This window comes from Agromyces selenitireducens, assembly GCF_052748465.2.
In genome coordinates, this window is sequence record NZ_CM188259.1 from 3,719,878 (window position 1) to 3,732,340 (window position 12,463).

The window sequence follows — 12,463 nt, forward strand, 5'->3', positions numbered from 1 at the left end:
AGGTGGCGACCCAGAGCTGAACGGCGCGAAGACGCCACCTCGCAGACAAGTAGCATGCTCCCATGCCCCACGATCGGCGTGAGCGACCGACCTCACGGACCTTCGCGCTCGTCATCCCGACCCATCGGCGCCCTGAGTTCGTGTCCCAGGCGCTGGACAGCGCGCTTCGGCAGTCCCGCCCATTCGACCGGATCGTCGTCGTGCCGGATGGCCTCGATGATCCGGCGATCGAGGCACTCGCCGGCATGCCGGTCGAGATCCGGCCGATCGAACAAGCCGGCGTCGCCGCCGCGAGGAACGCCGGCACCGCAGCCGCAGGAACGGACTGGGTCTGCTTCCTGGACGACGACGACCTTCTGCACCCGGACTACCTCGCCCGCGTCGAGGCCGAGGTGCTCGCGTCGCCATCCATCGGGGCCATGAATGCCGAGTATTGGAGCTTCGCTGCAGATGCCGGGCCCGAGGACGAGTTCTCCGCAAGAACGCTCGACGAGTGCCTCGAGGCGATACGCACCGCGGTGCCGACCAAAGATCTGTCCTACCTCGAGATCGAGGGCCGCAGCTTCGACCTCCTGCTCGAGCGGATGCGCGGGTCCATGAGCACGACCGCTGTGCGGCTCGACCTGCTCGAGCGCGCCGGAGGGTTCCCGCGCGGCATGGTCACGGCACAGGACTGGGCGATGTACGTGAACGTCGCGCGACTGACGGAGTGGCGGCTCCTCCCGGAGCGGCTCGCGTTCTTCCGTGATCACCCGGCCACCATCACCCGCACGGGATCCCCGATCAAGGGACTCACCGCGCTCCGAGCCATCCGATCGTTCTGGGAGCCGAGCGGACTGCCCACCCCGCCGCATCGCCCGCTCGATGCGTATCGACGCAACTACCGTCACGTGCTCGGATGGGCGTTGCGTGCCTGCTGGCGCGCACGGGACTTCCACTCCTACCGGGAGGCGCTCGTGATCGCTCGCGACATCCTGCCCCGACGGAGCGACCGACTGCGTGCGGCCGCTCCGACCTGGCTCAGGAGGAGCTCCCGTCCCGTCCGACGCGTGACGACTCAGGCCCGCGAACGGGTCAGGCGCGAGCGGATCCGCGACACGACGGCCTGAGCGCCGCCGCGGACGAATCCCGCGAACGAGATACGGGACGAATCCCGCACGTCGGCCCACGCCTGACGGAAGCGCCGCGACTTGATGTCGCCGATGACCCGCCCGACGCTGCTTCCGGCGGTCGACGCGTCCAACCGCCGGACGTATCGTTCGAGCAGGGGCACGTGCTCGCCCTCTCCCGAGCGCCGAGCGGCCTCGAGGTTCATCACCACGGCCGCGCGCCCCGAGCGGTATCGCGTTCGCCAGTCCGCGAGCGTCACGTTGTGGTCGTGGCGTCGATAGTCGACGACCACCGTCGTCGTACCCACCATGGACGCATCGCGCAGGAGCCGCAGGATGAGCTCATCGTCCTCCGAGTACGCCAGCCGCTCGTCGAAGAGCCCGACGCGATCGAGCGCCGTGCGACGTACGAGCAGCGCGGCGATTCTGGGAATGGGCGTCGCCCGGCTGAGGAAGTCCTCCCGCGACGCGGGCCTCGTCGCCCATCGACCGAAGACGCGGCCATCGCCGTCGATGTATCGGCCGTCTCCGAACGCAGCGCTGGCCTCCGGATGTGCGCGGAGTGCGGCGACCAGTTCGCTGAGCCGACTCACCGGCCAGACATCGTCGTCGTCGAGGAACGCCAGGTACTCCCCATCGCCGGCCATGACGCCGGCATTGCGCGCGGCGGAGACACCGGCATGACTGCGGTGGATCACCGTGGCGTTCGGGAGCTCCCGTGCGAGCCGATCGAGCTCGCCGGGTGCGTCCGATCCGTCGTCGACGATGATGACGCGCCAGTCGTGGTAGTCCTGATCTCGAACGGACTCGAGCGCGAGGGGCAGGAACCGGCTCACGCGATTCGTGGGCACGACGATGTCGACGACGCCCGTGTTCACGGGCCGGTCTCCGGCGAGGCTTTCCTGATCGACGCGGTCGCCCGCAGGCTCGCGAACACGCCCGCCGTCGTGCCGACGAGGTCGACTCCGGCACGCCGGAATCCGCCGAGCAGGCCACGGGCCTTCGCACGGAGGCCGCGGCGATCGGGGTCGGCCACGGACTTGAAGCCGCGGACGACGTCGCGGCCGGCGCCGGACACCGCGGTGGCCAGGTAACGGCGCACGTGGGGGTCGCGGTAGCCGAGCGTCGTCGCGAGCAGCACGACGTGATTCCGGGTGCCGTAGTAGCGGTAGCGTGCGTCGAAGCGGCGCCCGCGCGCGTATGCGCCCGCGACATGGCGCACGACGGCGTCGGGGGTGTAGACGATCCTCATTCCGGCACGTCGCATACGGAGGGCGATGTCGGTCTCCTCCCGCAGGCACGTCCCGGGATAGAAGTCGCGGATGCCGCCGAGCTCGCGCACGGCACTCATCCGCACGGACATGTTCGCACCGAGCATGTGATCGACCTCGACCGGGCCGCCGGTGTCAGCGGCGAAGTAGCCGGTGAGCCGCCCATCGGGGAGGAGCAAGCCGACCCGCTCGATTCCCTCGTCCTCCTCGCCGGGCTGCCCGTTCCGCGCACGCCCCCCCACGGCGGCCACGCGATCGTCGTCCGCGTACCGGCGCAGCAGGTTCTCCAGCCACTCGGGCTCGGCGTATGCGTCGTCATCGATGAAGGCGACGACGTCCTCTTCGACGTCGGCGACACCGATCGCCCGGGACGTCCCCGTCGAGCCGATTCCCTTCTCGTTGCGCCGGTACTCGACGTTCGCGAATTCAGCGACCACATCGCGGGTGCGCGTGTCCGGCGACGCATCCACGACGATGGTGCGGGCCGGCGGCACCGTCTGACGTGCCAGGTGCTCGAGGCACTCACGTACGTGGTCAGGACGGCGATACGTGGCGATCACGACGCTCGCGCTCGGGCGCTGGGGCGTGGCATCCATCGCTTCAGACCTCCGGGGATAGGTACCAGTATGGGCGCGGCACGTCAGTCGAGTTCGCCGAGCTCCACGAGACGGGCGAAGTCCTCGCTCCGGTCGCGGACCTCGGAGAAGGTTCCCTCGGCGTCCACGTGTCCGTCCTTCAGGAACACGAGCGTGTCGGCATGCCGCACGGTCGAGAGCCGGTGCGCGACGATCACGATCGTCATGGTGCCTTGGAGGCCTGCGAGCGTCGCGGCGATCTCATGCTCGGTCACGTTGTCGAGTGCGGATGTCGCCTCGTCCAGCACCAGCACGCTGGGCTTGCGGTAGAGCGCCCTCGCCAGGCCGATGCGCTGCCGCTGCCCGCCGGAGAGCCGCACACCGCGCTCGCCGACCACGGACTCGAGGCCGTCGGGCAGCTCCGCGACGAGGTTCTGGAGCTGCGCCATGGCGATCACCTGCTCCACCCGGGCACGATCGACCTGCTCGCGTGCCACGCCGAACGCGATGTTCGCGGTCAGGCTGTCGTTCAGGAGGAACACGTCCTGCGGCACTACGCCCAACTCGGAATACCACGATGCGAGGTCGTCGGCGATCGATCGCCCGCCGACCTCGATGCGTCCTTCCGTGGGTTCCAACAGGCCGAGCACGAGGTCGAGCAGCGTGCTCTTGCCGGCACCGCTCGATCCGACGAATGCGGTCGTACGATTCTCGGCGATGCGAAGCGAGATGCCGCGGAGGACGTACTGCTCCGAGTCGGGATACCTGAAGCGGACCTCACGGAGCATGATGTCGCCGGAGAAGCGCTCGGTGCTCCGCGGGCGCTCGTCGTGTCGTCCGCCGGCGTCGAGTTCGTCGACCACGCGCGACATGATCTCGAGGCCCGCGTGACCCGTCCGGACGGTTGACAGGTTCGCGGATATGCGGTTGAGCGTCGGCAGCGCCCGCAGCGAGGCCGCAGCGAAGACGCCGAGCACGGTGAGCGCCTCGGCGGGTGTCCCCGTCGTGAACAGGATGACCGAGATGCCGAGGATCGCGATCACGAAGCCGATCTCCAGCAGGTATCGCGGCGCGTCCGACACGATTCCCATCTGGCGGGCAGCTCGCGCCCGGCGCAGCCGGGCACTGCGGAAGCCGTCGACGAAGGCGTTCGCGCTGGAGGTCAGCCGAGCTTCCCGGAAGCCGTCGAGCCCCGGAAGGAGGAACTGCCAGGCCTCCAGTCCGGCGGCCGCGATCTCCTCGCCGATGCGGTACTGCCTCCTCCGCAGGAGCAGCTGCACGCCGAATACGAGGATCCCGAACATGATGACGGCGAACAGCGTGACCGCCGGGGAGGCGATCGCCAGGACGGCCGTGATCGCGATGAGCACCAAGCCGTCGGACATGATGCTCACGACCCCGAGCAGCACGCTGGCGGACTGGTTCGTCGCGTCCGTGATGTTGCGGTACACCTCGCTCATGCGTCGGGTCCGGTGGGCCGCGTACGGGGCGAGCGCATAGCGTCGGGCCAGTTCGGCCGACGAGAGCGCCGAGATCCTCGTGGTCCTGCCGAGCAGCCACCAGCGGAACCAGATGGCCCCAGCGCTCTTGGCGACGAAGACCAGGGTGATGAATCCGGCCGCGACGGGGATGAGCGTCGACAGCTCCGATGTGCCGAGCAAGTCGGAGAACCACTCGACGAACGGGCTGCTCATGTCTCCCGTGAGGAGTTGGGTGAGTGGCACCATGGCGGCGACGCCGAGGGTGTCGAGCGCGGCGAGTACGAGTGAGGCCACCACCGTCCCGACGACCCACCGCCTCGGATCCGCGTCGGCCATCACGAGCATCATCCGCAGCTGATCGCTGAGGCGTCGCTCGCGTTTTGCACGTGCCATCGCTGTCCTCCGCCCCGCATGCGCCCGGAACCTCTGGGCGGGCGGGCCTCCCGGAATCATAACCGCGTGAGTTCGCCGGGCATGCGGGGTCGCTATCGAGCGGCCGCGCGAAGGGTGCACCGATGCGTCAGAGATTCTCTTCAAGGTAGGCGATCGCGCGTTCGCGTTCCTCCTCGAGCACCGCATTCACGGCGTTCCAGTCGGGAGCGAAGACACGCTCGTCGAGTGCATCGAGCGAGCGGGGGACGACATGGTGCTCGAGCCCGAACACGCCGAGCAGCGACTCGAAGCGGCTGGCGCCGCGCTTCTCATTGGCGAAGACGACGAAGGGGCGGTTGAACAGGATCGAGAACGCGCAGCCATGGAAGGAGTCGGTGATCACGAACTCGGCCGACGCGAAGCAGGCGAGCCACTGCTCGACCGACGGTAGATCATGGTGCTCCGCGTTCCGGGCGTACTCGCGCCAGGACTCGGGACGTCCCGAGGGCAGCAGGTCGAGCGAACGCAGACCGAGTCGCTCGCTGAGCCCGCGAACGGACGATGCGAGGTGCTCGTTGTCATCGAGACGATAGACGACCATCCGCCCGGCCGCCGGGGTCGGCGCGACGCGCGATGTCGCGACGAGCTCGAGGTATCGGTCGGGATGCAGCACCATCGTGGGATCGATATGCCGCTCCGCATGGATGCCGAACTCGTCGCGGCAGATCCGGACCCCACTGGCTTCGCGCACCGACACGGCAGCGAATCGATGGATCAGCTCGGCAGCGCGAGTCCGATCGTGCTCGCTGTACTCGGCGAGGTCGTCGAGGCCGAACGACGCCGCGAATGAGATGCGACGCGGTCGTTCACCCCGGATGGGCTCGAGGACCTCCAGAAACTGACCTGGAACGTGCGCGTACGCGGCTCGCCAGACCTGGTCGCTTCCCACGACGAAGGTGCGGAAGCGGCGGGCGAGTCGGTTCCGGCCGCGAGGCGTTCCTGCGGCCTCCAGGAACGAGCCCGTCTCGATGTTCCGCGCGACGAAGGCCCGCAATGGCGCGGTGACGCGCATCGAGATCCTCCAGTCCCGGTCCGCTCGTGCCGGGGACAGTCGGCGAAGCCACCTGGACGGATGGCGCAGCAGCCTCCACCGCAGCCGCCTCAGCAGTGGCTTGGGGCTCGACGTATCGGTCACGGGACGGTATCCGAGATCGCGCACCACGCGCTGCAAGGCATAGGCCTGCAGGATTCCGCCATAATTCGCGTGGAGCGGCAACGTCGTGATCAAGACCCTGGGAGGCACTCGATCACGGTATCTCGGCAAATGGGATTCGTTGCCCTCGGCGGTATCCTGCGAACTCCGGTTGCAGGATCGGCGCGGACGTACGCAGGACGTGGACATGAGGTGGGCGAGAGATGTACGCAAGTGAACCGCTCGTCCAGGAGTTGACGGCGCTGCTCAAGGCGCACGGGGTCAAGGACATCGTCATCTCTCCGGGCAGCCGCCACTACGCCTTCACGCGGACGTTCGAGAACGATCCGTTCTTCAGACTTCACTCCGTCGTCGACGAGCGATCGGCGGCATTCTTCGCGCTCGGCCTGATCCAGGCGACAGGGGAGGCTGCCGCGACGATCTGCACCTCCGGGACGGCGGCGCTCAACTACGGTTCGGCGATCGCCGAGGCCGCAGCCCAGAAGCTTCCGCTGGTGGCCATCACGACGGACCGACTCCCCGATTTCCTCGATCAGATGGAAGACCAGATGATCGACCAGAGGGGTCTCTTCGGCGCCAGTGTCCGTTTCGCAGGGGACCTCCGCCCGATCGCCAACGGGCGCGACCGCTGGTACTGCAATCGGGTGATCAACGAAGCCCTCATCGCCGCCCGGGACGGCGGTGGGGGCCCGGTGCACCTCAACGTTCCCATCGAGAGCCACACCGGGGTGTCCTTCACCGTCCCGGACCTTCCGGACGTGCGAGTGATATCCCGCCATCGGCTGGAGTCCGGGGCGCCGGAGTGGCTCGCGCTCGCGGAGCGTCTCGAGCGCAAGCGCATCCTGCTCGTCTGGGGCCAGGGAGCACGCCCGGACGACCGCACGCTCGCCTCCCTCACGGCGTTCACCGAGGCCTTCGACGCGGCGGTCATCGCCGACCACCTCGCGAACCTGCACTTCGACGGGCGCATCGAGAACCCCCTCGCGTTCCTCCGCATGGCCGCGGCGAAGCACCCCGACGTCAAGCCTGATGTCGTGATCACGCTCGGAGGCAACGTCGTGTTCAAGGACGAGCTGAAGGGTCTTCTCAACGGCGCGGCTCACGAGCATTGGCGGGTCCATCCGGATGGCGCGATCGCGGATCCCTTCCGGACCCTCACGGATGTCTTCCCTATGCGCCCCGGGCCTTTCCTCGATGCGCTCGCCGCACGTGGCAGGGAGGGCATCAGCAGACGCGACTACGCGAGGAGCCTGTTGGAGATTCAGGGCACGATTCCGGCGCCGTCCGTCGACCACGGCGAACTTGCGACGATCGGGCGCCTGATGCGATCACTTCCCGATGGCAGCTCCCTCCACATCGCCAACAGTGCACCGATCAGGATGGCGCAGCTCCACGGGCTCGACTCGTCGATCGACGTGTTCTGCAATCGGGGCGTCAACGGCATCGACGGCTGCCTCTCGACGGCGATCGGCTACGCGGCAACGAGGCCGCGGCCGACCTTCGTGATCATCGGAGACCTGACCTTCTTCTACGACATGAATTCCCTCTCCATACGAGATCTGCCCCCGAACCTGCGGATCCTCCTGCTCAACAACGGAGGCGGTGCGGTCATGCACGTGCCGTTGCCGCAGGACTACTCGGTCGTTGCGGGTCGCCACGTCAGCGCGGAGCACGCACTGAGCCCGCGTGGATGGGTGGAATCGGTGGGGATGGAGTACTCGGCGGCCGACACCCACGGGTCCGCCGCACGGGGAATCGATTGGTTGACCGAGCTCGACGACCACCGGCCGAAGATGCTGGAGGTCTTCTCGGACAAGGTCGAGGACATCGCACAGCTCAAGGCGTACTATTCGGCCCTGGCCGGCGGAGAGGTCAAGCTCGACGGCTACCGGAAGATCCGGCGCCTCGGCGGCAGGGTGCTCCGACGAGTCGGCTTGAGGTAGCCGCAAGGAGCGCTCGCATCCGAGTGAAGGAGGCACATGCACGCGATGAGATCCCGATTGCGGCGAGCTCTGGAGAGAGTCGGCCTTCGACGGCGTCCCGTCCAGGTCGAGATGGCCCGCCCGTATGTCGTCCGCCTCGATGCGCCCGACGAGTTGACGGGGCTCGTGGCAGTGGTGACGGGAGGGAGTGGCGCGATCGGCCGTGCAATCGCCTTCCGGCTCGCGATGAGCGGTGCCGACGTGCAAGTGCTCGGACGCTCGACGGAACGGGTCGAGCGGGTCGCCAAGGAGATCCGCGATCATGGCGGCGCGGCACACGCTGCGGAGGTCGATTTGGAGAACGACGTGGCGGTGGCCGAGTTCTTCGCCTCGCTTCCGAGAGTCGACATCCTTGTGAACTGTGCCGGCGGCAGCGCCCGCGGCGAACACGCTGCGGTGTGGGATCAGTCGCTCGAGGTTGTGGATCGGATTCTCTCGGTGAACCTGAGAGCGGCTATCTCGTGTGTGCGGGCGGTCGCTCCGAAGATGGTTGCGCAGCGTTCGGGTCGGATCATCAGCGTCGGCTCGATCATCGGGACCGCCGGCAAGGCGCGGTTCGCGGACTACGGCGCGGCGAAGGCAGGACTGGCCGGGTACATGAAGTCGGCCGCGATCGAGCTCGGACCGTACGGCGTGACGGTCAACCTGGTCTCACCGGGAATCGTTCCTCGTGGGCGCCAGACGCAGCCTGAGCTCGAGCGCCTCAAGCGAACGAACGTGCTCGGCGCCGTCGGACGTGAGGAGGACGTCGCGGAAGCCGTCGGCTTCCTCGCCGGCCCTCGTGCGGGATTCATCACCGGTCAGGATCTGGCCGTGGATGGTGGCCGCTCACTGGGTCTCCGCGGCGACGAGTGAACACCTCAGGCCCCACTCGCCGTCGCGATAGGGCTTCCGTCTACTCCAGCAGCCCCCGCGCCACCAGATCGGCCACGAACACTTCGACATCGGCCCGGATCGCCTCAGGCGCGACATCCGTCGCCTCGGCGACCCGCTCGGTGATCGTCGCGCGATCACCGGCGCACGCCTCGTCCCATATCAGCGCGGCAACTCCTTCGAGCACGACGATCGGGCCTGAGGGAAGGGGCGCGGCGTAGACGACGCCATCGAGTTCGAGCGTGCCGACGTCATTCGGACGCCGCAGCCCGCTCATCCGCGCGCTCCTGCGCGACGCCGTCGGGGCCACGCCTCACGGACCGCTTTGGCCGGGCGCCGGAAGAACTCGGCGATGATCTCACCGCGCGTGGGCGCGCGGCCGAGGCGGTGCGCGAGGTGGTCGACGTTCACCCGCGGCGCCCGCGCGATGACGCCGATCGCCGATCGCAGGTCTGGCGCCGCGCGCACGCGCGCCCACCACTCGGCCGAGCGTGAGCCTCCCTCGGAGACGATCTTCCAGAGCCGGTAGTCCCGTTCGTGACGGTACTGTTCGAGGCCGCCGGCGGCGGCGGCGAAGGCGACCCGTGCGTCGAGGGTGGCGACGAGCGCCTCTATCTCGGCGCGACGCTGCTCCCCGGCCTCCCGCCAGGCGGTCGCGACATCGGACTGTCCGCGGCTGGTCGAGCGCGCCGCGTTGAGCACGAGCAGCACCGCCTGGGCGGGAACGCTCGGCACCCGGCATCCGACCGCCGCGATCTCGACGGTGTGCCGGTCGGCCCAGAACAGCTCGAACGCCGCGGTCGGCTCCAGACGGATGCCGGGGAAGAAGCGGTGCACGTCGATGTACCCCCACGCTTCGTGGAGGTAGGTCTGCGCGTGCCCGAACGGCGACCCGTATTCGAAGGTGCTGTAGAGGTGCCATCCGTGCCGTCGCATCGCCGCGTCGAGCCGCGCGACATGCGCCGGTCGCACGAGCACATCGACGTCGCTTCCCGCGTACCCGCCGGGGCGCAGCGACGGATCGGCGGCGGCCCCCTTGATGTGGAGGATGTCGGCCCCGACCTCGTCGGCGACGTGCTGGATCGCCGCGTGACCGAACCGCAGGCGCACCGGAAGCGGCACGCTGACCTGCGACTCGTTCACGCCCGCTGCACCACCTCTTCCAGCACTCTACTCATCTTGCCCACGTGGGCGTCGAGCCCGAAACGGCGCGCCCACGTGCGGCTCGCGACGGGGTCGAGCTCGCGCGCGGCGCGGATCGCGACGGCGAGGTCCTCGGGCGTCGCCGATCCGGCGTGGAAGCCGTTGACGCCGGGGCTGACCGTCTCGAGGTAGCCGCCGGCGGGCACCACCGCGGCAGGCGTCCCCTCGAGCGCGGCCTCGATGATGGTGAGGCCGAAGTCCTCGCGCCCCGACCCGATGACCACGTCGGCGTGACGGTACAGCCACGCGAGCTCGGCGTCGGTGACGCGGCCGAGGCCATGCACGCCCTCCTCGGGCCGGTCGAGCTGCTCGGATCCGGACCCTGCGACGATGACGGGCAGTCCCGCGACGCGCGAGGCGGCGACCGCGAGGCCGATGTTCTTGTAGCCGCGGTCGCGCGCGACGCAGAGCGTGAAGGCGTCGGGCAGCGGATGCCGCGGCGCGCGGGCCTCCGCGGCGACCGGCTCGACCGGCGGGTTCACCACCTCGGCGTCGAGGCCGTACGCCTCGCGAATCCGGTCGCGCGTGACCACCGAGTTCGCGATGACGGACGCTGCCCGCCGCATCGCCTCGCGATCGCCGTGGCGCAGCAGCGGCGTGCTCGCCCAGAGGCCGGCACGACGCATCGGGCTGAGCCGCATCCGGTAGTCGGATGCCGCGTACAGCCATCGCGCCGGACTGTGCACGTAGACGACGTGGGGCATCTGGTACGCGAAGCGATGGGCCCAGCCGCTGCTCGAGACGAGCGCGACATCTCCGCCTGAGACGACCGTGCGGTCGGCGATCGCCGGTAACGCAGGGAGGAGCCGCTCGACCTGGGCGGTCAGCGAGCCGTGGATACTCGGATGCACGTCGAGGTCGCGGAATTGGTCGAACGTTCCCTGCGGCGAGTAGGCGAGCGTGTAGAGGGTCCGCGACCCGAACGCCGACGCCCAGTGCGCGACGACGCGCTCCGCCCCGCCGCACTGGACGAGGTAGTCATGGGCCAAGACGATTTCGGGCACGCCGCTTCCACTTCCCTGCGAGCCCTGGGTGCGCCTGCTGACGGACCGGGTTTCCGACAGTGAGGACGGCTCGCGTACCGGCATCCTATGTCGGCGTTTTGGGGGACTGAAGTGCCCGAGTCACGGCACGTGCGGATTGTCGGGGGATGCCACCACAACTGGGGGCGTCTCGAGGGCGCTCAGCCGCCCTGCGACCCGGCGTCGGTCACGCCGACATCCGCTCTGCTGAAGTTCTGGAACGACCGCGACGCGGTCGGCCCTCGCTGGCCTTGGTAGCGCGACGAGTACTCGGCCGAGCCGTACGGCCGCTCCGATGCCGACGAGAGGCGGAAGAAGCAGAGCTGGCCGATCTTCATGCCCGGCCACAGCTTGATCGGCAGTGTCGCGACGTTCGACAGCTCGAGCGTGACGTGGCCCGTGAACCCGGGGTCGATGAAGCCGGCGGTCGAGTGCGTCAGCAGCCCGAGCCGCCCGAGCGAGCTCTTGCCCTCGAGCCGGGCGGCGACGTCGTCGGGCAGCGTGACGGCCTCGAAGGTCGACGCGAGCACGAACTCGCCCGGGTGCAGGATGAACGGCTCGTCGGGCCGCACGTCGATGAGGTGCGTGAGCTCGGGCTGGTCCTCAGCCGGGTCGATGAACGGGTACTTGTGGTTGTCGAACAGCCGGAAGTAGCGATCGAGGCGCACGTCGATCGACGACGGCTGGATCATCGCCGGGTCGAACGGCTCGAGGCGGACGCGCTCGCGATCGACTTCGGCCCTGATGTCGCGATCCGAGAGAAGCACGGTGCCAGCCTACGGCTCGGTGCGCCCTCGGTGGTCGAGTAGCGGAGCGTATCGAGACCGCGACCTCTGGCACGCGTATCGAGACCCCACGCCTTGCTACGATGGTCACCGCGGCGTCGACGGATGCCGCATGCCGATGTAGTTCAATGGTAGAACTTCTGCTTCCCAAGCAGACAGCGCGGGTTCGATTCCCGTCATCGGCTCCACGGAAATTCCCTGATCAACGCGACTTTTCCCGCAGTCTCAAGTATTGGGGAACTCCACCCGTCGGTGGGTATCGCGCGGAAACAGCCCACACCCCGTACGTCTCGAATACGCTCACTGGGCTGATCAGGGATTTCCATGACAACGGAACAGCGACTCTCGATTGCAAAGTTGCTCTCGTAGTCACTTAATCGTCGCAAATTCGAGCGGACCCTCGCCTCAGCGGAGCTCCGCACGGTGCGCGAACGAGGGCCAGTTGGGCGGTGGGGACGCTGATTGCCATCACTGCGGCCCGTAGCGGCTCAGTTACTCGGTCAAGTAGTCGGTCGCGTCCACGCACGCCGGCAGGGCGGGCGCCATTGCTCCAGCCAGCGCCCTGCTCGTACTGGTC

At 68.5% G+C, this 12,463-nt stretch carries 11 protein-coding genes and 1 tRNA gene; 4 read left to right on the forward strand and 8 right to left on the reverse strand.

Annotated elements, in window-relative coordinates:
- Positions 1-62 precede the first annotated feature (62 nt).
- The gene (locus ACULK4_RS17485) at positions 63-1,109 is read left to right on the forward strand and encodes a glycosyltransferase family 2 protein (protein WP_445963668.1); all 1,047 of its coding nucleotides are present in this window, start codon (positions 63-65) and stop codon (positions 1,107-1,109) included.
- On the opposite strand, the gene ACULK4_RS17490 is transcribed toward ACULK4_RS17485, so the two are convergent.
- The 4 genes from ACULK4_RS17490 to ACULK4_RS17505 form a co-directional block, all read right to left on the reverse strand.
- Positions 1,058-1,987, reverse strand: coding sequence for a glycosyltransferase family 2 protein (locus tag ACULK4_RS17490; RefSeq protein WP_445963669.1), 930 nt, complete (start codon positions 1,985-1,987; stop codon positions 1,058-1,060). The two genes, ACULK4_RS17485 and ACULK4_RS17490, sit on opposite strands and share 52 nt — an antisense overlap.
- Complete coding sequence (locus ACULK4_RS17495) at positions 1,984-2,976, reverse strand: glycosyltransferase family 2 protein (protein ID WP_445963670.1); 993 nt, start codon at positions 2,974-2,976, stop codon at positions 1,984-1,986. The genes ACULK4_RS17490 and ACULK4_RS17495 overlap by 4 nt, the downstream gene beginning before the upstream one ends.
- A gap of 44 nt (positions 2,977-3,020) precedes the next feature.
- The gene (locus tag ACULK4_RS17500) at positions 3,021-4,889 is read right to left on the reverse strand and encodes an ATP-binding cassette domain-containing protein (protein WP_501043331.1); all 1,869 of its coding nucleotides are present in this window, start codon (positions 4,887-4,889) and stop codon (positions 3,021-3,023) included.
- 67 nt (positions 4,890-4,956) lie between these two features.
- Complete coding sequence (locus ACULK4_RS17505; RefSeq protein ID WP_501043332.1) at positions 4,957-6,111, reverse strand: polysaccharide pyruvyl transferase family protein; 1,155 nt, start codon at positions 6,109-6,111, stop codon at positions 4,957-4,959.
- 113 nt (positions 6,112-6,224) lie between these two features.
- Here ACULK4_RS17505 and menD point away from each other — a divergent pair, with 113 nt between their 5' ends.
- Together menD and ACULK4_RS17515 are read left to right on the forward strand one after the other, a co-directional pair.
- Positions 6,225-7,964 carry a 2-succinyl-5-enolpyruvyl-6-hydroxy-3-cyclohexene-1-carboxylic-acid synthase gene (gene menD / locus ACULK4_RS17510; protein WP_445963673.1) on the forward strand — a complete coding sequence of 580 codons (1,740 nt, stop codon included), beginning with the start codon at positions 6,225-6,227 and terminating at the stop codon, positions 7,962-7,964.
- Between the two features lie 111 nt (positions 7,965-8,075).
- Entirely contained in the window at positions 8,076-8,858 is a 783-nt protein-coding gene (locus tag ACULK4_RS17515) for an SDR family NAD(P)-dependent oxidoreductase (RefSeq protein WP_445963674.1), read from the forward strand.
- A gap of 40 nt (positions 8,859-8,898) precedes the next feature.
- On the opposite strand, the gene ACULK4_RS17520 is transcribed toward ACULK4_RS17515, so the two are convergent.
- From ACULK4_RS17520 to dcd, 4 genes are all read right to left on the reverse strand, one after another.
- Complete coding sequence (locus tag ACULK4_RS17520) at positions 8,899-9,153, reverse strand: PqqD family protein (protein WP_445963675.1); 255 nt, start codon at positions 9,151-9,153, stop codon at positions 8,899-8,901.
- A complete protein-coding gene (locus ACULK4_RS17525) occupies positions 9,150-10,019 on the reverse strand; it encodes a nucleotidyltransferase family protein (protein ID WP_445963676.1) in 870 nt (289 codons plus the stop codon). The genes ACULK4_RS17520 and ACULK4_RS17525 overlap by 4 nt, the downstream gene beginning before the upstream one ends.
- Complete coding sequence (locus ACULK4_RS17530; RefSeq protein WP_445963677.1) at positions 10,016-11,083, reverse strand: glycosyltransferase; 1,068 nt, start codon at positions 11,081-11,083, stop codon at positions 10,016-10,018. Before ACULK4_RS17530 ends, ACULK4_RS17525 begins: the two co-directional genes overlap by 4 nt.
- Positions 11,084-11,262: 179 nt before the next feature.
- The gene (gene dcd, locus ACULK4_RS17535) at positions 11,263-11,868 is read right to left on the reverse strand and encodes a dCTP deaminase (RefSeq protein ID WP_445963678.1); all 606 of its coding nucleotides are present in this window, start codon (positions 11,866-11,868) and stop codon (positions 11,263-11,265) included.
- A 132-nt stretch (positions 11,869-12,000) separates the two neighbouring features.
- On the opposite strand from dcd, the gene ACULK4_RS17540 reads away from it, so the two are divergent.
- Positions 12,001-12,074: transfer RNA gene (locus ACULK4_RS17540), tRNA-Gly, on the forward strand.
- Positions 12,075-12,463: the final 389 nt, after the last annotated feature.

Coding starts and splice junctions, on each gene's coding strand:
- ACULK4_RS17485 (WP_445963668.1), top strand. CDS start 63: ATGCCCCACGATCGGCGTGAGCGACCGACCTCACGGACCTTCGCGCTC.
- ACULK4_RS17515 (WP_445963674.1), top strand. CDS start 8,076: ATGGCCCGCCCGTATGTCGTCCGCCTCGATGCGCCCGACGAGTTGACG.
- ACULK4_RS17495 (WP_445963670.1), bottom strand. CDS start 2,976: ATGGATGCCACGCCCCAGCGCCCGAGCGCGAGCGTCGTGATCGCCACG.
- ACULK4_RS17500 (WP_501043331.1), bottom strand. CDS start 4,889: ATGATTCCGGGAGGCCCGCCCGCCCAGAGGTTCCGGGCGCATGCGGGG.
- ACULK4_RS17520 (WP_445963675.1), bottom strand. CDS start 9,153: ATGAGCGGGCTGCGGCGTCCGAATGACGTCGGCACGCTCGAACTCGAT.
- menD (WP_445963673.1), top strand. CDS start 6,225: ATGTACGCAAGTGAACCGCTCGTCCAGGAGTTGACGGCGCTGCTCAAG.